This window comes from Pseudomonas nitroreducens TX1 (assembly GCF_000313755.1).
Classification (GTDB): domain Bacteria; phylum Pseudomonadota; class Gammaproteobacteria; order Pseudomonadales; family Pseudomonadaceae; genus Pseudomonas; species Pseudomonas nitroreducens_A.
In genome coordinates this window covers 101,192-126,700 of record NZ_AMZB01000121.1, presented here as the reverse complement: position 1 = coordinate 126,700, position 25,509 = coordinate 101,192, and the positions used below count along the sequence as shown (strand labels likewise).

General features: G+C 58.7%; 21 protein-coding genes. 15 read left to right on the top strand and 6 right to left on the bottom strand.

What is annotated here, in order from left to right:
• Window positions 1-16: 16 nt before the first annotated feature.
• Window positions 17-346 (bottom strand): four-helix bundle copper-binding protein, encoded by a 330-nt coding sequence (locus tag C167_RS35170; protein WP_015475640.1) that lies wholly within the window; start codon window positions 344-346, stop codon window positions 17-19.
• Between the two features lie 307 nt (window positions 347-653).
• Here C167_RS35170 and C167_RS0118980 point away from each other — a divergent pair, with 307 nt between their 5' ends.
• Window positions 654-2,387 carry a peptidoglycan D,D-transpeptidase FtsI family protein gene (locus C167_RS0118980; RefSeq protein ID WP_017519877.1) on the top strand — a complete coding sequence of 578 codons (1,734 nt, stop codon included), beginning with the start codon at window positions 654-656 and terminating at the stop codon, window positions 2,385-2,387.
• 909 nt (window positions 2,388-3,296) lie between these two features.
• On the opposite strand, the gene C167_RS0118975 is transcribed toward C167_RS0118980, so the two are convergent.
• Window positions 3,297-4,733, bottom strand: coding sequence for an IS1182 family transposase (locus C167_RS0118975; RefSeq protein WP_017519876.1), 1,437 nt, complete (start codon window positions 4,731-4,733; stop codon window positions 3,297-3,299).
• Window positions 4,734-5,030: 297 nt separating this feature from the next.
• Here C167_RS0118975 and C167_RS0118970 point away from each other — a divergent pair, with 297 nt between their 5' ends.
• The 4 genes from C167_RS0118970 (at window position 5,031) to C167_RS0118950 (ending at window position 11,504) form a co-directional block, all read left to right on the top strand.
• Window positions 5,031-5,489, top strand: a complete 459-nt coding sequence (locus C167_RS0118970; RefSeq protein WP_017519875.1) for a hypothetical protein — start codon at window positions 5,031-5,033, stop codon at window positions 5,487-5,489.
• Window positions 5,486-6,520, top strand: coding sequence for a serine/threonine-protein kinase (locus tag C167_RS0118965; RefSeq protein WP_017519874.1), 1,035 nt, complete (start codon window positions 5,486-5,488; stop codon window positions 6,518-6,520). The genes C167_RS0118970 and C167_RS0118965 overlap by 4 nt, the downstream gene beginning before the upstream one ends.
• A gap of 666 nt (window positions 6,521-7,186) precedes the next feature.
• A complete protein-coding gene (locus C167_RS0118955; RefSeq protein WP_017519872.1) occupies window positions 7,187-10,165 on the top strand; it encodes a TrlF family AAA-like ATPase in 2,979 nt (992 codons plus the stop codon).
• 34 nt (window positions 10,166-10,199) lie between these two features.
• A complete protein-coding gene (locus tag C167_RS0118950) occupies window positions 10,200-11,504 on the top strand; it encodes a HEPN/Toprim-associated domain-containing protein (protein ID WP_017519871.1) in 1,305 nt (434 codons plus the stop codon).
• A gap of 331 nt (window positions 11,505-11,835) precedes the next feature.
• Here C167_RS0118950 and C167_RS0118945 read toward each other — a convergent pair whose 3' ends face one another.
• From C167_RS0118945 to C167_RS0118930, 4 genes are all read right to left on the bottom strand, one after another.
• The gene (locus C167_RS0118945; protein ID WP_017519870.1) at window positions 11,836-12,354 is read right to left on the bottom strand and encodes an acyloxyacyl hydrolase; all 519 of its coding nucleotides are present in this window, start codon (window positions 12,352-12,354) and stop codon (window positions 11,836-11,838) included.
• 70 nt (window positions 12,355-12,424) lie between these two features.
• Complete coding sequence (gene tbtM / locus C167_RS0118940; protein WP_017519869.1) at window positions 12,425-13,855, bottom strand: multidrug efflux RND transporter outer membrane channel subunit TbtM; 1,431 nt, start codon at window positions 13,853-13,855, stop codon at window positions 12,425-12,427.
• Window positions 13,852-16,992: a multidrug efflux RND transporter permease subunit TbtB gene (gene tbtB, locus C167_RS0118935; RefSeq protein WP_017519868.1), complete on the bottom strand. Its 3,141-nt coding sequence runs from the start codon at window positions 16,990-16,992 to the stop codon at window positions 13,852-13,854. Before tbtB ends, tbtM begins: the two co-directional genes overlap by 4 nt.
• Before the next feature lie 14 nt (window positions 16,993-17,006).
• A complete protein-coding gene (locus C167_RS0118930; RefSeq protein WP_017519867.1) occupies window positions 17,007-18,155 on the bottom strand; it encodes an efflux RND transporter periplasmic adaptor subunit in 1,149 nt (382 codons plus the stop codon).
• Between the two features lie 213 nt (window positions 18,156-18,368).
• Between C167_RS0118930 and C167_RS0118925 the strand changes: the two genes are divergently transcribed.
• From C167_RS0118925 to C167_RS0118880, 10 genes are all read left to right on the top strand, one after another.
• Entirely contained in the window at window positions 18,369-19,154 is a 786-nt protein-coding gene (locus tag C167_RS0118925) for an IclR family transcriptional regulator (RefSeq protein WP_017519866.1), read from the top strand.
• A gap of 11 nt (window positions 19,155-19,165) precedes the next feature.
• Entirely contained in the window at window positions 19,166-19,786 is a 621-nt protein-coding gene (locus C167_RS0118920; protein ID WP_017519865.1) for a TetR family transcriptional regulator, read from the top strand.
• A 601-nt stretch (window positions 19,787-20,387) separates the two neighbouring features.
• Window positions 20,388-20,684, top strand: a complete 297-nt coding sequence (locus C167_RS32720) for a hypothetical protein (RefSeq protein WP_235154334.1) — start codon at window positions 20,388-20,390, stop codon at window positions 20,682-20,684.
• A 97-nt stretch (window positions 20,685-20,781) separates the two neighbouring features.
• Window positions 20,782-21,894, top strand: coding sequence for a tetratricopeptide repeat protein (locus C167_RS0118910; RefSeq protein ID WP_017519863.1), 1,113 nt, complete (start codon window positions 20,782-20,784; stop codon window positions 21,892-21,894).
• 525 nt (window positions 21,895-22,419) lie between these two features.
• Window positions 22,420-22,740, top strand: a complete 321-nt coding sequence (locus C167_RS0118900; RefSeq protein WP_017519861.1) for a hypothetical protein — start codon at window positions 22,420-22,422, stop codon at window positions 22,738-22,740.
• A gap of 306 nt (window positions 22,741-23,046) precedes the next feature.
• Window positions 23,047-23,439, top strand: coding sequence for a response regulator (locus C167_RS0118895; RefSeq protein ID WP_017519860.1), 393 nt, complete (start codon window positions 23,047-23,049; stop codon window positions 23,437-23,439).
• A 71-nt stretch (window positions 23,440-23,510) separates the two neighbouring features.
• Window positions 23,511-23,966 carry a hypothetical protein gene (locus C167_RS0118890; RefSeq protein WP_017519859.1) on the top strand — a complete coding sequence of 152 codons (456 nt, stop codon included), beginning with the start codon at window positions 23,511-23,513 and terminating at the stop codon, window positions 23,964-23,966.
• Between the two features lie 144 nt (window positions 23,967-24,110).
• Window positions 24,111-24,353, top strand: a complete 243-nt coding sequence (locus tag C167_RS0118885) for a hypothetical protein (RefSeq protein ID WP_017519858.1) — start codon at window positions 24,111-24,113, stop codon at window positions 24,351-24,353.
• Between the two features lie 137 nt (window positions 24,354-24,490).
• Complete coding sequence (locus C167_RS33850) at window positions 24,491-24,871, top strand: WGR domain-containing protein (protein ID WP_081596695.1); 381 nt, start codon at window positions 24,491-24,493, stop codon at window positions 24,869-24,871.
• A gap of 92 nt (window positions 24,872-24,963) precedes the next feature.
• On the top strand, window positions 24,964-25,365 hold the full coding sequence (locus C167_RS0118880) for a hypothetical protein (RefSeq protein ID WP_024763836.1): 402 nt from the start codon (window positions 24,964-24,966) through the stop codon (window positions 25,363-25,365).
• Window positions 25,366-25,509: the final 144 nt, after the last annotated feature.

Below are 25,509 nucleotides of genomic sequence, written 5' to 3'. Positions count from 1 at the left end.
ACCGGTGCCCGAGACTTCAGGCTGCCATCCGCTCGCAAGCCTCGGCGCAGAGTCGGCAAGCCGCCGCGCACTGGTGGCAATGCTCATGCTCGTGCTTGCCGCACTCCTCGCCACATGCCCTGCAAATCCATGCACAGAGCCGGCAGGCGTCTTTGGCCAACGAGCTGTTTCTGGCCATGAGCAATGCGGCGAGACGGCAAGTATCGGCACAATCGCGATCCAGCTCGATGCATCGAGCCATCGACCGCACATTTTCTTCGCCCAGGCATGCACTGGCACATCGCTCACAAGCGACGGCGCAGTCTGTGCACGCCTGCAAACAGGCCTCGTAGTCTTGAGTCTGCATGGGTTGATCCTCGCTTCGTTGTCGTGTTTGAAGTAATCGCTGAACCGCCCGTTTAATCGTGCTGGATACGGCGACAATCCGGTCGACCGACTGCTGACAGTGGGGTTCAGGATTTCGGTCGACCGCCCGAGTGACCATGCGTAACGACAGAGCCTGCCAGCCGGCGCTCGGCCCAACGCACAACGACCGTCAGCCTCGCGGGCCGAACGCCCGAAGCAGGCCAGTCCGGATGACGTGGTACATTGCCCCCCTTTCAGCGCCCCAGGTCGACAGATAGCCCAGTGAAACGCCCGGACAGCGTCGCCCAATGAACATTCCACCCAGCCTCAGCCACCCCTGGCGCCTGCGCCTGGTCATCCTGCTCTTCGGCCTTCTTTCGGCCGTGCTCTGCTGGCGCCTGCTCGAACTGCAATTGCATCAGCGCGAGTTCCTGCAGGCCCATGGCGATGCGCGTAGCCTGCGTTATCTGAAGATTCCCGCCCATCGCGGCGAGATCACCGACCGCCGGGGAGAGCCCCTGGCGGTGAGCACGCCGATGCTCACCCTCTGGGCCAACGGCAGGGAACTGGCCGCGGCCCCCGAGCGCTGGGCGGAACTCGCCAATGCCCTGGGCCAAACGCCTGCGGCCTTCGCGGCGCGCCTGCAGGCCAACAGCGAACGCGAGTTCTTCTACCTGGAGCGGGGCCTGCCGCCGGTGGTCGGGCAGGCCATCCTGGCGCGCAAGGTGCCGGGCGTCTATGCGCGGGAAGAGTATCGGCGCTTCTACCCGGCCAGCGATACGACGTCCCAGGTGGTCGGCTTCACCGATATCGACGGCCACGGCCAGGAGGGCGTGGAATATGCCTTCGACAGTTGGCTGTCCGGGGTGCCCGGCCGACGCCTGGTGCTCAAGGACCTGTACGGGCGCGTGGTGAAGAACCTGCAGGTCGTGCGCAACGCCAAGCCCGGCAAGGACCTGGCGTTGTCGCTGGACCTGCGCCTGCAATACCTCGCCAACCGCGAACTGAGGCGGGCGCTGGACCAGTTCGGCGCCAAGGCCGGCAGCCTGGTGATGATCGACGTGCGTACCGGTGAGTTGCTGGCGATGGCCAACCAGCCCAGCTTCAACCCGAACAACCGCCAGGGCCTGGATCCCGCGGCCATCCGCAACCGCGCGCTGACCGACGTGTTCGAGCCAGGCTCCACCGTCAAGCCCATTTCCATGTGCGCCGCCCTGGAAAGCGGCCGCTGGCGGCCGTCTGACCAGGTCGAAGTGTGGCCCGGCAGCCTACGCATCGGCCACTACACCATTCGCGACGTGACCCGCAGCGAGGGCCGCATACTCGACCTCACCGGCATCCTCATCAACTCCAGCAACGTCGGCATGAGCAAGGTGGCGTTCGACATCGGCGGCCAAGCCATCCACGACGTGATGCAACGGATGGGCCTGGGCCAGTACACTGGTCTGGGCTTCCCCGGCGAGCGCGTCGGCAACCTGCCAGCCTATCCGCGCTGGCGGCCAGCGGAGACGGCCACGCTTTCGTACGGTTACGGCCTGTCGATAACCGCCGTGCAGCTGGCCCACGCCTATGCCACCCTGGCCAATGGCGGGAGCATGATGCCCCTGTCGCTGGTGCGCCGCGAGCGCGCGCCGCGCCCCGAGCAGGTCATTCCGGAAAAGGTCGCGCACACCGTGACGGCCATGCTCGAACAGGTGGTCGAATCGCCCCACGGCATCCATCGCGCCCGGGTGCCCGGCTATCACGTGGCCGGCAAGAGCGGCACAGCGCGCAAGGCCGCCACCGGTGCGCGCGGCTACCGGGAAAACGCCTACCGCTCGATGTTCGTCGGCTTCGGCCCGGTCAGCGCTCCGCGCATCGCCATCTCAGTGATGATCGACGAGCCCAGCCGCGACGGCTACTTCGGCGGCAAGGTTGCCGCGCCGGTTTTCAGTCGTGTGATGAGTGGGGCCCTGCGCATTCTCGAGGTTGCGCCCGATAACCTTCCGCAGCCGCCGTTGCACGAGGCGACAGAGGATTCTCGAGCACTGGCGTCCGGTTGAAATGAGGGCCGAAAGCATTTCACTGAACCTCTTCCGATCTGGTTCGAGCACATCTGCTCGCTCCCTCATCGGATCGGAAGCATTCAATGAAAGGTTAAGAGCTACTGCCGCTCTGGCATCCTCAGCCATTTGCTAGGGGATAGCTTCTGCTTTACCCGCGAAGATGATAGCAGCGCTCAAGCGTGGCCAAGACCATAACCGCGGAGTTTGGCAGGTCCCAACTGAAACTGGCCAACAAAAAAAGAAACCCGGCCGAAGCCGGGTACTTAAAGGAAACATTCATCATTCGGATGCTCAGCAGGAGATGGGGTTCAGGCAGAGCAGCCACAATGGTGACATCCCGATAATCCCAGATTTTCACGGCCCGAACAATTCAGTATCACCATTCGCATGGACAATTGCCCTTAGTCCAATCGAGACAACGGCCGTGACAGCCAAATGATGCCTTGGAGGCGCAATTGAATTGGTCAGTATCGGGTAGAACAGTCCCGCATACGCCATAGATGATCAGCACGCTTACGGCGTAGATGCGATCGACTGACATCAGCATGAAGGGAAACACTGCACCTAACGGGACTCTGAGCGACGGGTAGCGTCTACTCATAATTCACTCCATGATCGTTACCCCTCCTGCGAGCATACGCTATCGCGGTAAGCAGTTCCCGGCAGAAGCAGCCGCGCAGCGAAGGGGGTGATGGAGAGAATGGCTTCCTGCCTTTCCTTGCCATGATGTCCGCTTTGGGTCCAGGCTGTGTGAAAACTACGAAGTGCGTACACCAGAGCCGCATATGGGATTGGGTCACGAAGGAGCGTGCGACTGGATCGACCACAGGCTGTTAACCGCTGCCAGTGCCTTCTGCGGCGATCTACGGCAGTTTGTGGTGGGGAGACATAGGAAAATGGCAGACCTCAGGCCCGCAGTACCTCCATCGCACCGGTGACGCCAAAGATGCTCATCAGCCGCTTGAGGTTGTAGGCCAGCACATGCAGGCTCATTTCCGTGCTGACTCGGGGCAGTGTTCGGGTCAGGAAGTGCGTCGCGCCCATCCAATATTTGAGCGTGCCAAACGGGTGCTCCACGGTCTGGCGGCGCACGCTCATCATCTCTGGTTCGCGATCCAGCCGCTGCTGCATGGCCTCCAGTACCGCCTCGTGCCGCCAGCGTTTGAGTCGGCGATAACTGCTCGTGGTGCAGCTGCTACGTATCGGGCAGCTCGGGCAGGCAGAACTCCAGTAAGCATCCAGCTCGAGGCCATCTTCCACCGTCGAGAAGCGCTTGATTGCACGCTGCCCAGCAGGACATTGGTACTCATCATCAGCGGCTATGTAGACGAAGTCCTGTTTACCAAAACGCCCTTCAGCCTTGCTGCTGGAGGTCATCGGCTTGGGCACGAAGGGAGTAATTCCCGCCTGCTCGCACGCGAGGATTTCCACCCCGCTGAAGTAGCCTCGGTCTGCAACGACGTTAAGGTGTTCAGACCCGGTGGCCTCTCGAGCCTGCTCGGCCATCGAGGCGAGCGCCGCACGGTCATGGCCGACGTTGGTGACTTCGTGCGCAACGATCAGGTGGTTCCGGGTGTCGACCGCCGTCTGCACGTTGTAGCCGACTACGCCGGTACCTTTGCCGCTGGTGGCCATTGAGCGTGCATCCGGATCGGTGAGCGAGACTTGCCCATCCGGTGCTTCACGTAGCTGCTGCTCCATCTCCTTGAGCGCCTGCATCTGCTGGCGGAGTTTCTCGATTTTTTCTTGGAGGCGGCCGGCTTTGGCTTCGGCGACATCGGATTGAGTTCGGTCAGTGGTGTCCATCGCGGCCAGATAACGGTCGATGCTTTTTTCAATCTGCTCCATCCGAGCGCGCAACTTGCCGTGGGTGAAGTTGCGATCACGGTTGTTGACCGCTTTGAACTTGCTGCCGTCGATGGCCACGAGCGACTGGGAGAACAAATCGAGTTGGCGACACAGCACGACGAACTGCCGGCAGACATTGCGAATGGCTTTGCCGTTGTCACGCCGGAAGTCGGCAATGGTTTTGAAGTCCGGAGCCAGTCGCCCGGTCAGCCACATCAGCTCGAGGTTGCGCTGGCATTCGCGCTCCAGGCGACGGCTGGATTGAATGCGGTTGAGGTAACCGTAGATGTAGACCTTCAACATCACGGCGGGGTGATAGGACGGTCGCCCGGTTACGGCAGGAGTGACCCCATCGAACTCCAGGGCCACCAGATCGAGTTGCTCGACGAAGGCTTCGACCACGCGGATTGGGTTGTCTTCGGCGACGAAGTCATCCAGGCATTCGGGAAGCAAGCTGACTTGTGCTCGGCTCACCTCTTCGATGAATCGCTTCATACGCCGCCCCCGCTGACGTTACTCCAGCAACTCTAGGCGAGAACGACGTTTTCACACAGCCTGGGTCGGTAGCGGCCTTTCCCCAGGGGCAGCAACCGGCCATAAGCGGTCGTCGAGTGGCTACATAATCAAGGGCAACCCTTTAGCCGTGAAGTCAAAAGCACGCTGAGGTTATCTCGCAGTGCCAGGCATTGCGCAGTCGGAGGCTACTTTAGGGGATGGTGATGGCTGACATTGTAATGCTAGTGTGCGGCCAGAAATGTATTCCAGAAACCTCCACTAGCTGCAGGGAACGCCATGCGATCACTTGGAATCCGCGCTGAGCCCAAAAAGGCTACGTTCGTCATCTACGATGATGAAGCCAAGCAAATTTTGAACGTCGAGTTCTTGATCATTCCTCAGATTTTGAACAAGCCAGAGCAGCTCAAATTCGCTCGCCACAGCATCCTCGACATCCTCCGGGAGTACCAAGTCGACGCGGCGGGAATTCGGGTCGCAGAGGGTAACTCGCAGAACCAAGACGCTGACCGGTTTTACCTAGAGGCCGTGTTCATGGAGTCGTTCGCAAGCAGCAGCATCAAAAACTATTTCGTGGGACGAAAGACAAGCATCAGTGCGCGACTGGGTATCACCTCTGATGAGTTTAACTCGATCGTGAAGTGCGAGACTGAGCTTGAGGGAGTGGAAGGCTGGCCGGCAGGGAAGGCACAGGCTGTTCGAGAGGCCATTCTCGTAGCCATAGGAGCCGCCAAATGATCATTCCATACCAGACGGCCCAGGTTTCGTTCCAGAGGAAGGAGCGTATTGGCGAGAATGGAGAGAATTCCGAAGTGTACGTCGTCCATGACGAGCATCTGGATGCCGAGCTTGTGGTGAAGCAGGTCAAAACTGACGGCTTCAATGAAGAGATGTACCTGCTTGAGGCGCAACTGCTCTACAAAAGCACGCATCCGAATGTGGTGCAGGTACTGTACGCCTGCAAGGATGCGCAGCACATCTACATGGCCATGCCTTACTACCGGAACGGATCGCTGCACCAGGTTGCTGAGGCACAAGGGCTAACCTGCAGGCAGCTCATTCGCTACTCAATCCATTTCCTGAGCGGGCTGAACAACATACACTCCAAAGGGCTGCTCCACTTCGACATCAAGCCTGACAACATCCTGATCTCCGACAGTGATGAGGCCCTACTGTCTGACTTCGGCTTCGCCAAGAACATGGATGAAGATGGATTCGCTACGCCTGAGGCGACATACCGCTACCATCTACCGCCCGAGAGTGCCCACACACGTGACTTCAATAATAGTGCAGACATCTACCAGGCCGGCTTGACCCTGTACCGTTTACTAGCTGGTTTGGATTCCCTTGAAAATCAGAGACGTGCATTCGGGAATGGTGCTGAATTGGCGGCTGCTCAGCGCAGAGGAACCTACCCGGATTTGTCGCAGCTCCCTCTGCATGTTCCGAAAAAACTCAAGACCATTATCAAGAATTGCTTGAGATTTGATCCCAACTCACGCTATCAATCAGTAATAGACTTATTGAATAACCTGTCGTCCATAGAAGATATAGGCCTGGATTGGCGTTTATCTGTAGACGGTCATACACAACGCTGGGAAAGCATTTCGTCGGACGGAACGACCCTTTTGGTAGAGGTGTCCGATAATGGCCAGTGTAGAGCCCAGAAAAAGACGGCTGGCGGAGCGTTTCGCAGGAAAGCCAATCTCTGCGACGCCAACCCAACCCCGGAGCGAATCCATGAAATCCTCATGTCATCAGACTGGTAAGTCGACAGGCAAAAAGGGTGTTGACGGGTATCTGACTAGATCCCAGATATCCACAGGACGTAGCCAGACCAGTGCTGGCCGCGCTCGCTCGTCCGTTCCGCTGGTGAGCGTGGATGACCTCATGGGTGATTCGAAAATCATCTACCATAGCCGCTGACCCTTCTAGAGCCCTCCGTAAGCGCGGTGCGTAGGGCTTATCAGCTGATCCCCTTGCATGTGCGCCTCAATCGACGACGCATAAGCCCAGCTTCAAAATCCCTCATCGAAGAAGAGAACGCCAAAACTACTCGTTGCTCAATTGCCTACCGTGAAGGCCTAGAGCTTCTGGGCATGATCAAGGCGTCTAGGAACAAGAGCCTGGAAAGTGTCTAGAAAACCTGGGGCGATTCACTTTCCTCAAGCAGGCCACGGATCGCGGGAATTATCTCGGCATAGATAATTGATTGGTTTTTTGCCAGACCACCGTATCCCCCAGCGGTCTCAGCCGCCCCGACCATCAGATCCATCCTTGTCATGGACAGCATCAGGAGAAAGTGGCACCTTGCCATACTATTGAAACCTCCTGCTCAAGCAGCTCCGATTCGTAGCTGACTATGCAGCATTGGGTTAAAGCGGATAGCGCGTTTCGCGCTCAGGGTATGGAAACTATGGTCGTGGGGACTTCAGATGATTAGTCGGGGTTCAGAGTGGCATCGGTGGGAGCCACATATTCATGCGCCTGGCACCGTGCTCAACAATCAGTTTGGGTCTGCCGATCCTTGGGAAGCTTACCTCTCAAGCCTCGAGAGGCTAACGCCACAGATCGAAGCAATCGCCGTAACTGACTACTACGTTACGGACACCTACGAAGAAATTCTCAGACACAAAGCCGCAGGCCGTTTGCCGGGTGTGAAGCTGATTTTCCCCAACATCGAGCTGCGCCTCGATGTAGCTGCAAAGTCGGGGTTCGTGAACATCCACCTTTTAGTAAGCCCGGAAGACCCGGCGCATTTGTCTGAGGTCAAGCGCCTTCTTAAGCGGCTTCAGTTTCCAGCTTTCAACGACAATTTTGACTGCACACGCGATGAGCTGATCAAGCTCGGCAAGCGCGCAGACCAGTCGATCATTGACGATGAGGCAGCTCTGCGGCACGGCGCAACACAGTTCAAAGTCAATTTCAACCTGCTGAGAAAGGTCTTTTACGAAAGTGAATGGGCAAAGAAAAATATTCTCATCGCGGTAGCTGGCGGGTCTGGTGATGGCACGTCCGGGTTGCGCCAGGCTGCCGATGCAACGGTTCGCCAGGAAATCGAGAAGTTCGCCCACATCATTTTCTCGAGCAGCCCAACTCAGCGAGAGTTCTGGCTTGGCCAGCGACCTGGTACGACCGCAACTGACTTGCGTAGTCGATATGACGGCTGCAAACCCTGCCTGCATGGGAGCGACTCCCATGACCAGCAATCGGTAGGGCAACCTGTCGACAACCGTTTTTCGTGGATCAAAGGCGGGTTGGAGTTCGATACTCTTCGCCAGGCCTGCATTGATCCCGAAGGCCGCGCCTATGTCGGAGAAATACCTCCCCGCACGGCCATGCCCTCCCAGGTCATCTCTCACGTCAGAATCAATGATGCAGACTGGCTACAAACACCGGACATACCGCTGAACCCTGGGCTCGTAGCAATCATTGGCGCACGTGGATCGGGTAAGACTGCCTTAGCAGACATAATTGCCGCAGGTTGTGAGGCGATTTCGCCATTCGGATGGAGTGCTGATGAAGCCATCAGCCCATCATTTCTTGCCCGCGCGCGCCAACTACTCGGCGATGCTTCGACGACGCTGACCTGGGGCGGTGGAGCAACGATTACGCGCACCCTCGATGGCAGGGATGCGAATGGGCATTTGTCATTTCCCCGGGCACGTTATCTGTCTCAGCAGTTCGTCGAAGAGCTCTGCTCAGCTAAAGGTGTTTCTGATGGTCTTGTAGAGGAAATCGAGCGGGTTATTTTTGACTCACACTCGCCAAACGACCGCGATGGTGCCATTGATTTCGCAGAGCTTCGAGATCAGCTCACTGCTCGATTCCAGCAGGCTCGTGAGCGCGAAGCCGGCGCCCTAGAAGACATCTCAAGTCGAATTGCCACCGAGCTTGAAAAGGAAGGCCTCGTAGCTGCTCTGACTACCCAAGTCGCTCAGAAGAAGAAGCTGATCGCTGATTACAACACTGACCTGGCAAAGCTGGTCGTCAAAGGTACTGAAACTCACGTTAATCGCCACACCCAACTCAGCCAGTTGGCTCAAAGCCTTCGTACCAAGATCCAGTCTTTCGGCAATCAACGTCGCACCTATGAAGCGCTACAGGACGAAGTTCGAAGCATGCGCGCGGCACGTGCACCAGAGATGCTTCGCCAAGCCCGGGAGCGCCATTCGAATAGCGGATTAAGCGATCAGCAGTGGGACGATTTCTTGCTGGTGTATAAGGGCAACGTCGATGAAGGCCTTGCTTCATACATCAAGTGGGCCGACGAAGAAGTACGCAAGCTACACGGCATTCCACCGCCGCCTGGCGATCCGAATGTCCCTCTGATTCATGACGCTACTGACCTCTCTAAGCTCCCGCTAGCGCCCATCGCGGCTGAGATGACGCGCCTTGAGGCGCTGTTCAGTGCCGACAACATCGTGCGGAATCAGTACACGACGTTAGCAGCACGCATTGCGCAGGAAAGCACTGCACTTCAGGCACTCGAATCACGCCTCACTGATGCAGTTGGAGCCGAGACCCGTCGCAAGGCCTTGCAAGCTGAGCGCAATGACACTTACGGACGAGTTTTCGACGCCATTATTAACGAGCAGAACGCGCTGGCCAGCCTGTATGAGCCATTGATGGCCAGGCTCGCAGCATCGTCCGGCACCCTCAAAAAACTCAGTTTCTCGGTTCGCCGAATAGCCGATGTTGAGAGCTGGGGAACAATCGCCGAGGAGGAACTGCTTGATAGACGGAAAACTGGTCCGTTCTATGGCCGCGGATCACTGATCAAAGCAGCCGTCCAAGAGTTAAAGGCAGCGTGGGAAACTGGCTCGGCGCCAGAAGTACAGGAGGCGATGACATCCTTCATGGAAAAGTACAGCAAGGATCTCCTGACACATGCGCCTTATGTACAGTCCCAGCAAGCCGAATTTCGTGCCTGGTCGAAGCAGTTCGCACATTGGCTTTTTGGGACAGATCACCTGACCGTTCGCTATGAAATTTCATACGACGGCGTCGATATCCGAAAGCTCTCTCCAGGAACGCGGGGCATCGTCCTTTTGCTCCTGTATCTAGCGCTAGATGATGCGGACGATCGCCCCCTGATCATCGACCAGCCTGAAGAAAACTTAGACCCCAAGTCGGTGTTCGATGAGTTGGTGTCGCTTTTCATCGCTGCGAAGGCAAAACGCCAGGTGATCATGGTCACCCATAACGCAAACTTGGTCATCAATACCGACGCCGATCAGATCATCGTGGCTACGTCAGGTCCCAATGCAGATGGTGGCCTGCCTCCGATCAGCTACATGTCAGGCGGACTGGAAAACGAGGAGATTCGGCAATCTGTATGCGAAATTCTTGAAGGAGGCGCGACAGCTTTCCAAGAGCGAGCCAGAAGGCTAAGGGTTCGAATCGACAGATAGAGTCGAGCCCAGTGGAGCATCATTAGGAATCCCAATGAGTACACCCATCACGTTAACCGTGGGCGACATTGAACTCACCTACAACACTACTTATATGGGCGTCGACCATGGGATGCTCTTCCAGGAGTCAGATCGTCAGCGTCGACGTCATAGAAACATCAGCTATGAGTATTACGAGCAACATCCCGACGAGGACGTTTCTCAGTGCGAAATATGCTTTTGTCGTTCTCTTAGGTCGCTCGTTCCGAGACTTGAGCTGCTCGGTTATACGCTCACAGCGGTCGAGACTGAATACGATCGCCTCGTATTGCTGGAACACGAGACGGATGATCCTGAGGGAATTAGCACATCTGCACTGCTAGATTTCGATCAGTTCGTAGCCTTCATACGAACCTATTCCGTGAGCAGCCTTAGCGACGAGTACAACCCAAACTACGACGAGGAGCACGGGGAAAAACGTGGACTATTCTCGAACGAGCCCGCCATTGAGCAACTGCCAGCGGGTGCTCTATATCGAGACACCGGTGGGTACTCTGAGCGGAGTCATTTTGGCAATCTGCTCGGATTTCTCAGCCCTTATTCAACGCTAAGAGTTCTTGCCGAGAACCCAGAAAATTTAGACCTTGAGGTCGTCTGGGACTACGGTAACTTCGTCAGTGCAGGCTGGGCACAGAACAATGATTTTGTCGCCGGCGCACGTCGCACCCAAACGTACTTAATCGCAACGGAAGGATCATCTGACACCTACATCCTGAAACGCGCTATTACGCTCCTTCTCCCAGAGGTTCAGGACTTCTTCAGGTTCATGGAGGTGGCAGATCGGCACCCTTTCTCTGGTACGGGCAACCTAGCCAAGTTCGCTGAAGGGCTCGTCAAAATCGATGTCCACAACCGAGTTGTGTTTCTCTTCGACAACGATGCAGAAGGGTACGATGCGTTCCGCAGCCTGCAGCGTTTCAACTTCCCTGTGAACATGTGCGCAATGGTACTTCCTGACCTAGAGGAGCTACGCAGTTTTCCCGCACGAGGGCCCGGCGGGGTCTCCAACGCGGATATCAATGGCAGAGCTGCAGCGATCGAATGCTACCTGGACTTGCGATTGAAAGGCCGCAAACTACCGCAAGTAACTTGGACGAACTACAAAGATAAATTGGATATCTATCAAGGCTCACTCGACTTCAAGGAAAGTTATGCCGATGCGTTCTACGAAGCGAGTGCGGAGGCCATCTCCACCAACGAGTACGACGTGAGCAAGCTGCGAATCGTGCTAAACGCACTGTTACGCCAGTGCAGCCAGATGGCTGAACAAATGCATCCTTTTGTGCAGCATTCAGAGTAAATAGCCCTGTCTGCTCCTGGCCGGATAGCGCCCTTCCACCGCCGGCACCATGCGGCAGGCATTTTTCTGAGTTCGGATCTCATTGATGTGCTGCCAATTGCGACTGGACGATATTCCGTAGTCCATCAGGTTACCGCCTCTAAGTTGTAGACGAGCTCACCAGCAGTTTGCGGCGGTGCGACAGGTCACGAATGATCAGTAATTGCGGGGGAACAACACAGAGGGCAGCGCGCAGACGAAATCGCTGCGACACAACGTACTAGGTATAAGGGACAATTGCGGCAAGGTGATTACCACGTTGCGACTCCGTCCGGCGCAGAAGCCCCAGATATCAGAAGGCTTTGTTGTAGAACAATGAGTAGGATTCGATTCCGTCGTTCGGCTGTTTGATGCCGGCATTGGAATAATGGATGGCGCGTATGCCGACCTTTTGCTCGTGCGGCAGCTTCAGGCCGGCGCCGATGCGGTCTTCGAAGTTGAACGAGGACCCCAATTGCTGCTCGCCGACATCGGTCTTGGAGAAGAATGCCACGCCAATCCCGGCTTCGAAGAAGGGCGTGTATTTGAAGCCGCTGAACTCATAGACGAACACCGGGGCGAAGGACAGCGAGTGCGCGCCCGCGTAATCGTCACCGCCTTCCCAGTAGGTGTAGGCGGCGTCCCAGTAGCCGGTCAGCTGGCCGGTACCGCTGTTCAGCCAGGTTTTGTCCCAGTCGAACGCCAGGCCGGCGCGGTAGCTCATGTCACCTTGACCGGTCATGCCGAGCGCGCCAGAAAACTCGGCGGCGCCAGCGGTGGCTGTGCCGGTAAGAAGTGCGATTGCCAACGACAGTGCGAAGCGGATTTTCATGCTTTTTCTCCTCTGACTTCCAAAACAATCAAACGGTGTCATAGCGGCCGGCGTAACGCCGACCGCCTTTTTATTGCGCGGACTCGTCGCTGTGCGCGATGTTCTCCGTCCATCCGCCGCCGAGCGCTCGGAACAGCTGCACCTCGCTGTTGAGCTGCAGCAGTCGGTCGCTGAGCAGCTGTTGCTGGGCAGAGAACAGTTCGCGTTGCGCATCGAGCACGGCCAAGTAGTTGTCGACACCCTCGTCATAGCGCTGCTGCGCCAGTTCCAGGTATTCCTGGGTGGTAGTGGTCAGGTCGGCCTGGGCCTGCAGCTGTTCTTCGAAGGTGCCGCGTGCGGCCAGGCCATCGGCGACTTCGCGGAATGCGGTCTGGATGGTCTGTTCGTACTCGGCGATGTTGATGTCCTTCTGCACCTCGGCGTAATCGAGGTTGGCCTTGAGCCGGCCGGCGGTGAAGATCGGGATGTTGATCTGTGGCATGAAACTCCAGGTGCCCGAACCGCCCTCGAACAGGCCATTTAGCTCACCGCTCAGGGTGCCGGCGGCGGCTGTCAGGCGGATGCTCGGGAAGAACGCCGCGCGTGCTGCGCCAATGTTGGCGTTGGCCGCATGCAGGCGAAACTCGGCTGCGATGATATCCGGGCGGCGTAGCAGCAGGTCGGCCGGCATGCCCACCGGCAATTCTGCGAACATGCGATCACTGCCGGGTTCATCCGTGATATCGGCCGGCAGCTCGGTGCCGAGCAACAGACGCAGCAGGTTGGCATCTTGCGCGACCAGGCGCGAATAGCGGGCGAACTGCACGCGCGCCTGCTCCACCAGGCTGCGGGCCTGACGCACATCCAATGCCGATGCCGTGCCAACGTCGTGGGCGGCCTGCACCAGGCTCAGGCTTTTGCCATAGCTGTAGAGCGTGTCGTGGGTCAGCTCCAGCAGGCCCTGATCGGTGCGCCAGGTCAGGTAGGCCATCGCGACCTCGCTGACCAGTCCGATCTGCACGCTGCGTTGCACCTCCTCGGTTGCCAGGTAGCGCGCCAACGCGCCTTCCTCCAAGCTGCGCAGGCGTCCGAATAAGTCCAGCTCGTAGGCACTGACGCCAAGCGTTACACCGTACTGGCTGGCGATATCCGCCTCGCCGGTATTCGACAGGTCGGCCGGCAGACGCTGGCGCTGGCCGCTGCCGTCGATGCCGATGCTTGGGAATAGATCGGAACGGCTGATGCGATACTGCGCGCGGAAGGCTTCGACGTTCAGTGCCGCCTGGCGCAGGTCTCGGTTGTTCTCCAGCGAGATGCCGATCAGGCGTTGAAGCGTCGGATCGACGAAGAACTCCCTCCAGCCCAGCTCGGCGGTAGTGGTGCTCGCCGCTGCGCCCTGTTCATAGGCCGCGCCTTCCGGCCACTGCGCCTGCACCGGCATGTCCGGGCGCTGGTAGTCAGGAATCAGGCTGCAGCCGGACAGCGCCAGCGTCATCGCGACGGTCAGATGCTTGAGTCTCATGCGGATTCTCCTTCGCCATCGGCCTGAGCCTTCTTGCGTCCTTCAAACAACTTGACCACTACGACGTAGAACAGCGGCACGAAGAACACGGCGAGCACGGTGGCGGTGACCATTCCGCCGACCACACCGGTGGCGATCGAGTGCTGGCTGCCGGCACCCGCGCCACTGGCCAGAGCCATAGGCAGTACGCCAAAGGTGAATGCCAAGGACGTCATGACGATCGGCCGCAGCCGCAGCCTGGCCGCATGAACGGCAGCATCGACCAGCGGCATGCCTTCCTTCTCATACAAATCCTTGGCGAACTCGACGATGAGGATGGCGTTCTTCGCCGACAGGCCGACCGTGGTCATCAGGCCAATCTGGAAGTAGACGTCGGCGTTCAGTTCACGCATCAGCGTGGCAAGTACCGCGCCGAGAATGCCCAGCGGAACCACCATCATCACCGACACCGGTACCGACCAGCTTTCATAAAGTGCAGCCAGGCAGAGGAACACGATTAGCACAGTCAGCGCATAAAGCATGGGCGCCTGGTCACCGGTCTGGATTTCCTCGTAGGACAGGCCGGTGTAGCTCAGGCCAATGCCCGGGGGCAGTTCCTTCATAATCTCGGCGATGGCGACCATGGCGTCGCCGGTGCTATAGCCGGGCGCCGGCTCACCGAGGATTTCCACCGAGGAGATACCACCGTAGCGTTCCAGCTTGGGCGAGCCGAATACCCACTCGCCGGTGGCGAAGGCCGAGAACGGCACCATCTCGCCCAGGGCGTTGCGCACGTACCACTTGCCGAAGTCTTCCGGAGAAATGCGCGAATCGTCCTGGCCCTGGATGTACACGCGCTTGACGCGTCCCTGGTCGATGAAGTCGTTGACATACATCGAGCCCCAGGCGGCGCTCATGGTCTCGTTGATCGAGGCGATGCTGACCTGCAGGGCGCGGGCCTTCTCGTCGTCGATGTTGAGCTGAAATTGCGGCTCGTCATCCTTGCCGTTAGGGCGGACCGCACGCAGATGTGGATGCCCGTTGGCCAGTTGCAGGAACTGGTTGCGCGCGTCCATCAACGCTGCGTGGCCCACGCCAGAATTGTCCTGGAGGAACAGGTTGAAGCCCATGGCGTTACCCATTTCCAGAATTGCCGGCGGCACAAAGGCCATTACAGTGGCGTCCTTGATCTGGGCGAAGCGGGCGTTGGCGCGCTCGGCCAGGCTAAAGACATCCTCCCCGTCGCCTTGGCGCACACTCCAGTCCTTGAGCATGAGCAGCGTCAGGCCCGAGTTCTGGCCGCGTCCGGCAAAGTTGAAGCCATTGATGCTCAGTACATGGTCGATCAGATGATCTTCTTCACTACCTAAGTAATCGCTTACTTCCTGCAGGACTGCCTGAGTGCGTTCGGCGGAGGAATTCACCGGCATCCGCACCTCCACCATCATCAACCCCTGATCCTCGTTGGGCAGGAACGCCTTGGGAATCTGGGTAAATAGGTAGCCAGTGCCGGCGGTGATCAACATAAAGGCCAGCAGGTAGCGGCCGCGATGTTTTAGCATGCCGCCGACACCGCGCTCGAAGCGGTTGGTGCCGTGGTCGAAGGTACGGTTGAACCAGCCGAAAAAGCCTTTTTTCTCGTGGTGGGCATCGCCCTTGGGCTTCTTCAGAATGGTGGCGCACAGCGCCGGGGTGAAAATCAGCGCCACCAGCACCGAGAGGCTCATGCAGAGCACGATGGTCACGGCGAACTGCTTGTAGATGATCCCCGCCGAACCGCCGAAGAAGGCCATGGGCACGAATACCGCTGACAGCACCAGGCCGATGCCCACCAGCGCACCCTGGATCTGCCCCATGGATTTGCGCGTGGCTTCCAGTGGCGTCAGCCCTTCCTCATGCATCAAGCGCTCGACGTTTTCCACCACCACGATGGCGTCATCCACCAGCAAGCCGATGGCCAGCACCATCGCGTACATGGTCAGCACGTTGATGCTGAGTCCGAAATAAGGCAGCAGCGCGAAGGCGCCAAGTAGTACGACAGGCACCGCCAGGGTCGGAATCAGGGTGGCGCGGAAGTTCTGCAGGAATAGGTACATCACCAGAAAGACGAGGGCGACCGCCTCGACGATGGTATGCACTACCGAGCTGATGGAGGCTTCTACCACGGGGGTGGTGTCGTAGGGGTAGAACACTTCGATGCCTTCGGGCAGATAGGCTTTCTGCTTCTCCATCTCGGCCTTCACGGCTTCAACGGTCTCGAGCAGGTTGCCGCCGGAGGCCAGACGCAAGGCCAGGCCGGCCGAAGGCTTGCCGTTATGGGTACTCGAGATAGAGAAGTTGTCGGCACCTAGCGCGACCTGGGCCACATCCTTGACGCGGATTTGCGAGCCGTCGGTTTTGACCTTGACCAGAATCTCCTCGAATTCGGCAGGAGTGGTCATGCGAGTCTTACCCAGCACCGTGGCGTTGAGCTGCACACCGGTGCGGGTCGGCAAACCGCCGAGCTGGCCGGAGGAGACCTGTACGTTCTGCTCGCGGATGGCGTCGGCAACATCGCCTGGGGTCAGGTGGTAACTGTTGAGCTTGGCCGGATCAAGCCAGATGCGCATGGCATTGGGTGAGCCGAACAGCATGTAGTCACCCACGCCGTCGATGCGCGAAATCGGGTCCTGCAACTGCGAAGCGATCACGTTGCCGAGGTCGAAGTTGCTCATCTTGCCGGTGCTGTCCGCCAGCCCGATGATCAGGAAGAAGTTCTTCTGGTACTTCACCACGCGCAGCCCTTGGCGCTGCACTTCCTCAGGCAGCCTGGGTGTAGCCAGCTGCAGTTTGTTCTGCACCTGGACCTGGGCGATATCCGGGTCGGTGCCCTGCTCGAAGGTCACGATGATGGTCATGCTGCCGTCGGAGGCGCTTTCGGCGGACATGTAGCGGAAGCCGTCGAGGCCGCTGAGTTGCTGCTCGATCACCTGCACCACGGTGTCCTGCACGGTCTGCGCCGAGGCGCCGGGATAGGACACAGCGATGGCGACGGCCGGGGCGGCGATGTTGGGATACTGGCTGATGGGCATCTTCACCAGCGACAACGCGCCGGCGAGCATGGCGACAATGGCCAGCACCCAGGCGAAGATCGGCCGGTCGATGAAAAAACGGGACATGAACGTCTAGCTCCTCAGTGGGCTGTGGCAGCAGTGGGCTCGCCAAACTCGGTAACCAGATGGACGTTGCTGGCCTCCACTGGCTTTACCGTGACGCCACTGCGGGCGTGCTGGGTGCCTTCGGTGATCACACGTTCGCCGTCGGCGAGGCCCTTGCCGATCAGCCAAGCATTACCGACGGTGCGCAGGGTCTCGACTTCGCGCTTCTCGACGCTGTTGTCCTGCTTGACCACCCAGACGCTGGGAACGCCGCGTGTATCGCGGCTCACAGCCTGCTGCGGCACCAGCAGCGCATCCTGCTGGGTGCCTTCCTTGAGCAGCGCATGCACGAACATGCCCGGCAACAACTTGCGGTCCGGATTGGGGAACTCGGCGCGCAGGGCCACCGAGCCGGTGGTCGGGTCGACACTGACCTCGGAGAACTTCAGGGTGCCCGGCAGCCGGTAGGCGCTACCATCGTCTAGCGTCAGACTGACCTCGGCCTGGTTATCTCCAGAACTTTGCAGACGACCTGATTCCAATGCGCGACGCAGGCCGAGCAGCTTGGTGATTGGCTGGTTGACGTCGACGTAGATCGGATCGAGCTGGGTAACGGTCGCCAGCTCCTGCACCTGGCCATTGGTGACCAGCGCGCCCTCGGTGACGGCCGAGCGGCCGATGCGCCCGGAGATCGGCGCCAGCACCTTGGTGTACTGCACGTCAATGCGCGCGACCTGCACCTCGGCCTGAGCCTGCTTCCACGCAGCCATGGCGTCATCGTATTGCTGGCGGCTAACCGCGCTGGTCTTAAGCAACCGTTCATAGCGCTGGGCCAGGTTCTCGGCAGTGGTCAGGTTGGCCTCGGCGCGCGCCAGTCGCGCCTCGTAGGTGCGCGGATCGATTTGGTACAGCTGCTGGCCCTTCTTGACTTCCGTGCCTTCGGTGAACAGGCGCTGCTGGAGGATACCGGTTACCTGCGGCCTGACCTCGGCGATGCGGTAGGCGCTGGTGCGCCCAGGCAGATCGGTGGTCAGCGTCAACGCCTGTGCCTCGACCCGATAGACCCCCACTTCCGGCGGCGGCGCCGCGGTTTGCGGCTTGTCCGACTCCACGCAGCCGGCCAGCAGCAGTGCCGCCAGCGGAATGGAATGCCATACGCGCGATTTAGCTTTTCGGTGATTCACCTGTTGCCTCTCCCTCAAATGCACAAAGTCTGTACCATATAGCGGTCCAGTGTATCACTATGCGATTCAGTAGAGGCAGCTCGGAATATGTAACAGGCCTAAACAAAGCACTGGCAACTCTGGTCCGCAACGTTCAAGAATGCCTGTTCACCCTTGCGAGGCTGCTGGAAAATGCCCCCAACCCAAGTGGGCGCAGTACATTAAGAGGACGCCATGACACAGACAGACCAGGCCGCTGAAGCCGGCCGGCACAACGGTATCCAGGTAATCGCCCGCGCAGGAGCGATCATGCGGGCCCTGGGCGACAACCCCCAGGGACTGAGCCTGGCCGCCATCGCGCAGATCGTCGACCTGCCCCGCTCCACGGTGCAGCGCATCATCACCGCGCTGGAGGCCGAGTACCTGGTCGAGACCCTTGGCGCCAGTGGCGGCTTCCGCCTGGGGCCGGCACTCGGGCAGCTGATCAGCCAGACCCAGACAGACATCATCACGTTGCTCAAGCCCTACATGCTCGAGCTCTCCGAGCAGTTGGGCGAGTCGGTTTGCGTCAGCACGCTGGTCGGCGCTAAAGCCTACGTGGTCGACCGCGTCGTGGCCGAGCGTGAGCTACGTGTCGTGTTTCCCATTGGTATCAAGGCGCCGGCCTACGCGACTGCGAGCGGCAAGGCGCTGCTGGCGGTCCTGGCCGATGAGTGGCGGCAACAGCTGCTGCCCGACCCGCTGCCGATCGTGACTCCATGCACGCCTGACCGGATTACGCTGCTTGAGCAGCTCGACCAGATCGCTGAGGGCGCCGTTGCCGAAGAACATGGCGAGCTGATTGAGGGACTCAGCTCGTTTGCGATCACGCTGGAAACCTATTTGGGTCGGTACTCGATCGCAATCGTCGGACCGACAGCGCGGCTAGTGACTCGTCGTGAGCTATTTCAACAGGCGCTGCATCGCTGCCAGCAGAGCGTCGAGCGGGCGATCGGTCGGCGCGCCACGCATACATCCTGAGAGGCGAAAGCATGGCCAGACGAACCGCCGCTGAAGCGGAGCTGACCCGACGCAAGATTCTCATGGCTGCCAATGAAGTGTTCTGGGATGAAGGGGTCGATAACGCCGCGTTGGCGACGGTGGCCAAGATGGCGGGCGTCACACGCGGTGCGGTCTATTGGCATTTCAAAGACAAGCACGCCATCTTGAACGCGCTGTTCGACGAGTTATCGATTCCGCTTCGACAGCCGGTGCCTCGCAATGCCTGCCTTGACAACGCATGGACGTGGCTGGCGCGCGTTCTGCTGAATACGGTTGGCGACGACACGGCTCGAAAGCTCTCGAGCATCATGTTCCTTCAAGGACCTACAGGCGAATGCGGAATCATTCGGGACGGCTTAACGCGGCTGCGCAAGCAGTTCATGCGGCAAATTGCGGCCATCCTCGAGTCCGCTTCTAGAAATGGCGAAATTTCTCCAGACATAAATCTTGAAATGGTCGAGGCGCTATTTCAGAGCGCTATCAGCGGTCTTTTGTATGAATGTCTGCAACAGCCAGAGAACAAAGAGTCGCTAATACGTTCTGTGCTCGAATCACTGCTATGTCTGATCAAGTCGCCACCTGAGCATTTGTTAAAAGTGTCTGTGGCATGAGGAAATTGCCCGAACTCATGAGGGAGCGGAGTTCTTACCTGCCGCCAGGCACGTCTTGAACTATATAGAGTGTTCAACGTAATTGAGGTCTGTCGGCGGCGCATCTCGAAAGGGCATGTTATGCAGCGAAACTGTCTGGCGCACGCAAGCTCGCGCAAAGAGCTGCAAACAGCACCAGCTTGGTCGCAACTGGATCTGCCTTGCCACTGCATTTTTGTAGCAGCAACATTGCATCGATATTGAGTACGTGCGTCTTCACGACACCTGCGCCTGCAGCTCAGCATTACTGTCTATGAATCTGCGATGCTCGTTGCTAACTACGGTGAGGTAATATATCAATGAGTTTCCAGCGTGCACTACATCGGAGCGCGACGGCAGTTAAGCAATTAGCTTCACTCAGTTTTGAATCTCTACCTCATGGTGGGCTAGTCCCAAGTTTAGTGGCCAGTTGCATAAAATCAATCAGCCCTGCATTCGTGAGCACCTGATGACCGCTTTTGGCCGATTGTTCGCCCGGGCGAGCGGCAGCTTTGGGTCGATTGCAGCCGGTCGTTACAAAGGTGTAACTGGTTAAGCCGCATGCAAGCGGTGGTCTGCACGAATGCAAATACTTGGTCAGGAGGAATGCAATCGGGTGGTCAAGTCAGTGCAATTGCGCAGGCAGCAGCGAATCACAGCAATTGCTCGCTTCATCTCTGGCGAAATCTTCATCTTCGGCGGGATCTTCTATCGCGACTTGAGCCCTGCAGATAAACGCCGTCGATTCGACAACATCATCTTCCCCTGCATCGAGCTGAACTATCAGGAGGATGAGACCGTCCTGAAAGAGCTGTACCGCCGCCTGAACTACGGCGGTACCCCGCATACCCAAGAAGACCTGGCATTGCTCAAACCCTGAATGTGCCCTCCTACATCGGAAACCCGGGCCCGGCTTTCGGTTGGGTCCACCTGGCGAATCTGCAATCCTTTCGCGGATTCGGCCAGGACCCCTCTCAATGAAGCTCTTCCGTATCCCCGCTACCTTCCTACTGTCTCTGCTCGCAGCTGGTTGCAGCACTGACGCTCATCGACCGGGCAACCCCTTCGACGAGCCCCTCGCGCGCGAACCGCTTCAGGCGTACCCGCTGCAGCATCGGACGACGCAAAAGGTGGCCGGCCTTGAGCGAATCCCCGCGCCGAGCGAGGAGCAAGCTCAGCCGCAGGAGCCAGAGGTTCAGGTTTTCCCCGCCGGCGCGAAACCAACCCCTATTGCCACCGGGCCTGAGATTCGGGTTGCAGACACGCCTACGCCCAATGCTGGGCTAGAGGCATTGGCCGAAGCAGAAAGGGTGGGCTCCACCGGCGATACAGGGAGCATGATCGAGCTCCTGGAGCAAAGCGCATTCCGCGGGAACATGGATGCCCTCTACAAACTGGCCAAGGTCTACCAGAACGGTGAGGGGGTGCCGGCGAATCCCGAGATTGCAGTCGCATATCTCACCACGGCTTCCGGCCTAGGACATGCAGAGTCCACCCGTGTTCTTGCCTGGGACTACCTTCTGGGCAAGGGGGTCAGCAAGGACATCCCGTATGGCACTGGGTTGATGGAGAAGGCCTCCACATCGAGTGTCCGCGCAAAGCGGGAGTTTGCCTTACTGCTCAACAACACTTACCAGCCAGGCCTGAACGACCCCAGCCGCGGGCTCGCGTTGCTTAAAGAAGCGGCCGCCACCGGTGATGCTGAATCAGTGAAAGCACTGAATCTGGCCCTTAGTGCGGCCGTAGCGGCTTCTTCGAAATCCCCTGTAGTCGACAAAGTCGTCTCTCCGGTGCAACAGGTGGCAGATTCCACCGAGTCCCGAGCAGAGACTCTCAAGCAACGTGCGATGTCGGGGGATGTTGAGGCCATGTACAAACTCGGGCTCAGCTACTCACTGGGAAAAGTCCCCGCCATCGACCCTCAGTTCGAGGCGTACTGCTGGTTCTCGGTTGCTGCCAATCACGGGCATTCAAAGGCCCAAACGGAGGTCACTGCCTTGGCAGGTGTGAGAACGATGTCTGATCGGAAGAATCCCGGGAAGCTGGATCAGTGCATCCAGGAGATGGGAGAGGTTGTCGACCAAGGCTGATGGGGATGGTCAACGCCCGCCAGGCCGGCGGGCATGGGTTCACGCAAGGAGTGCCTGATGCTCCGGACCGAAGCTCGCGGATGACCAGGCAACCGACTTTCCTGACTCGGTCAATGCGTAGTGTTCTGCGTCACCGGTCTGAGTCTGGCGCTCCAAGAACCCCATCCCTTCGAGCCGCTTGATCATCCTGCCACCCTGCATTCGCTGATTTCTGGGGTTCGCTTCGCTTGAACCCACCAGCTCCCCAAGTGCCCTTGCATCCGATACAACACCTCCCAACCGACTGATTGCTGCCAGTGCAGCTCGATCAATCTCAGTGAGTTGGCGAGGGGCCTTGAACAAGCCGCGGGCGATCTTGATCTGGGTGAGTGGCGTCATATCGAGGGGGCTTTGTAATGGTCAGGCTCCGATTGTCGCCATCTAAACGCCTGATACAACTCAAAAAGGCGGGCTCATTTTCCTGCTTCTGGCACGCGAGGATGAGAATTCCAATACGCCTCGAATCTTCAACAACGAGGCAATCCAATGACCAAGACTCAGCGCCCGAAGCTCTCTGACACCGTGGACGGTGTGCTCTTCGGCTGGAAGCACCAGGCACAAAGCCACTCGGCAAGCTTCGCAAAGATCTGCCCAGGTCCGACCTTCACCCTGATGGCAGATGGAAAACTGCACAAAGTGGTCGCGGCCCACCTGACTGCTGAAGTCACTCCGCGGGAAGAGCAGGATTTGCGGGACGCCATCGCCGCTGGGCAAGTTGAGATCTATCGCCTGGAGGCTGGTACAAAACGCAAAGTGATCATGCACCAGGCTACTGGCCTCCCGCTGCAGTCGGAGGTGAACTCGTGAGCAAGGCCATTCAGGGATGGAAGCGTACTCGACCGGGCATCTATCAACATGAGTCGGGAGCTCGGATCTGGAGCAGTGCTGCACCGAGCCGTGCAGGCCAGGCGCCGCTGCACTGGGAGACCTGCTGTGCGGACGGAACCAGGTATTCCGGCCTGCCTTCGATGAGCGAAGCAATGCCTATTGCTCAGGCGACCCTCCCTGGCCGCCAGCTGGGAAAGTAGCAAGCCAACTTCGCTGGAATCCAGGTATCAGACCGGCGACTATTCGCCGGTCTTGCCATCGAAGGCACGATTTCAGAGGAACCGTATGAGCAACTCCCCCCTGCGCGTCATGCTAGTTGACGATTCCCGGACTATCCGGAAAACCGGTGAGGTCATGCTCCAGAAGGCCGGCTGCGAAGTGCTCTGCGCGGTGGATGGCTTCGAGTGTCTGGCCCGGGCCTTGGACTTCAAGCCTGATCTGTTCTTCATCGACGTTCTCATGCCGCGACTCAACGGCTACCAGACCTCTCAACTGATCCGTAGCCGAGACGCCTTTAAGGCGGTTCCAATCGTGATGTTGTCTTCCAAGGACGGTCTGTTCGATATCGCCCTGGGAAAGAAGAACGGTGCGACCGACTACATCACCAAGCCGTTCAATCAGGAGGACCTGGTTGGAGCGGTAAGGAAACACTGTCCGAACTTCACGCCGGCGCTGTGAGCTACACGGTGGTGGCACGCTCGAACTGACCGAAAAATGGCTCCACTTTCCAGCAAAGACGGAGCCACCAAATGTCTAAGACCCCTCGCCTCTACGCCTACCATCCAGTTTCTGGCGACCCCCTCATCGGAACACTGGACACGCTCACTGCGATTGTTCCTTGTGAGATCTCCAGAACTGACGGCGTCACCACGATCGAAGAAGGCACCGAGTCCATCGTCGACTGGAATGGCCAAGAGGTTGCCAAGATGAACGGGCGACAGGTCCTGATCACCGAAGCAGGTGCCAGCTGCCTTATCGATGAGGTTCTCTGGAGCGTCCACGACGTCCCCAAGTGGGAGGTCGCCATTGAAAAGCCTGCAACCAAATGCCCCAGCTACAATGATTTGATGTTCGCCTACATCCTCCTACACCAGACCCTGACGGCCACGATCAGCTACCTGAAGGCCGGATACACCGAAGGACAGATGGACACGCTGCTCTCCCGAGTGAACCCGCTCTTCGACGTCGATCGTCTCTGCAGCTGATCAACAAGCCCCGCCTCGGCGGGGCTTTTCATTTCTCGGTCCTTGAAAGCCCGAAACTGGCGGTTATACAGCCAACATAGCCGGTGCACTTTGCCGGGCTACGACACAGATCGGTTCCACCAGGATAGCGAAGGAGCTACCAACATGATCTCTGAAGCGTTTCTCCGTACCGCCTACATCGCCATGACCCTGCTCGTTGTGGCCTGCGCTCTGACCACCACCCTGATGTTCGGTAAAGGTGGCCCGCTCTCCCCCATCGAGTGGTTCTGCATCGGCAGCCTGTGGCTGGCGTTCTTCCTCCTGGTGATGCTGGTCACTTGGGCTACTCGCCTCAGCCAGGCTCATCGCAAAACCCTGGCCGGCTCGGCGGTAACCCAAGCCGCCTAAGCCCTTCCGCACACCGGCTGCATGCACCAGATCCGATCTGGCGGCATAGCAGCCGGGGCCTCACGAAACAGCATTTCCACCGCTTCTGTCACTCCACTACCTGGCTGATCCTGTGTACTCCGAACAGAGGAAATGCCATGTCCAGCAGCATCACCCGCAACTACCTGTACCAGTCTGGAAACTCCGACAAGTTCTACACCCTCAGCCTGGTCGCCACTGGCAACACTTGGGAAGTCCTCTCTCACTACGGTCGCTCTGGTACGTCAGGCAAACGCGCGGTGGTTCAGCCTGCAACCTCCTACACAGAGGCCCATACCGTATTTGAAAAGGCATGCAATAAGAGGCTCAAGCGCGGCTACTACCTTGCTGGATCTTCGTCTCCGGTTCCTGCATCCCCCATAGCTCCTAACCCTGCCAACTCCCTCGCTGCACTCGAAGCCAAACGCCAACGCCACGCCCTACTGTCCGCCATTCCCGCGCCTGTCATCACACTGAATCCGATGAGTCTGCTGCTGTAGCGGCTCCGCACCTCAGCGGCGCCCCCCGCTTTCGCTACAACCCCTTCATTCCGACTGATAGCCTTTAAAGATCGCGAATGCAGAGATCCCACATGACCAGAGGCTCGACCCTCGATGAGCGCATCGACACCCACCTCAATGCGCTCCGCAACCTCCCCCACGGCCACGGCTCAGGCCGCTTCCTATCTTTCTCAGACCTGCCCGAGCAAGCCTCCGACCACAGCGAAGCGGGTCCAGACCACATCCTTCGCATCCTGATCGAGGATCTGGCCGGCGCCGTCGGCGAAGATCTCCTCGATCGTCTTGGATCGGTTCCCCTTGAACAGTTCTGCCTTATGTCGACCCTGCGCTGCGAGGGAACAGGATTGCTCCTGATAGCGGTCATCAAGAGCTTCATCGCCGCGTATGCGAACCCTGCTACCTCTGACGAAGCGGTGCTCGCGCTGAAGAAGCTTGAATTCCTCAGCACCGTGCCGGTCCCTTCCTGCAACTGACCTGATCTCCTGCCGGCGATCGCAAGGAGCTCGTCGGCCCTCCTCCCTCTCCTCACACCCACGACAACCTGATTCTTTCGTGGGCCGGTTCTGGCACGCGTAAAGCGCATTTCCAATGGAGTCATCTTCAGAGGAGTGCGTAAG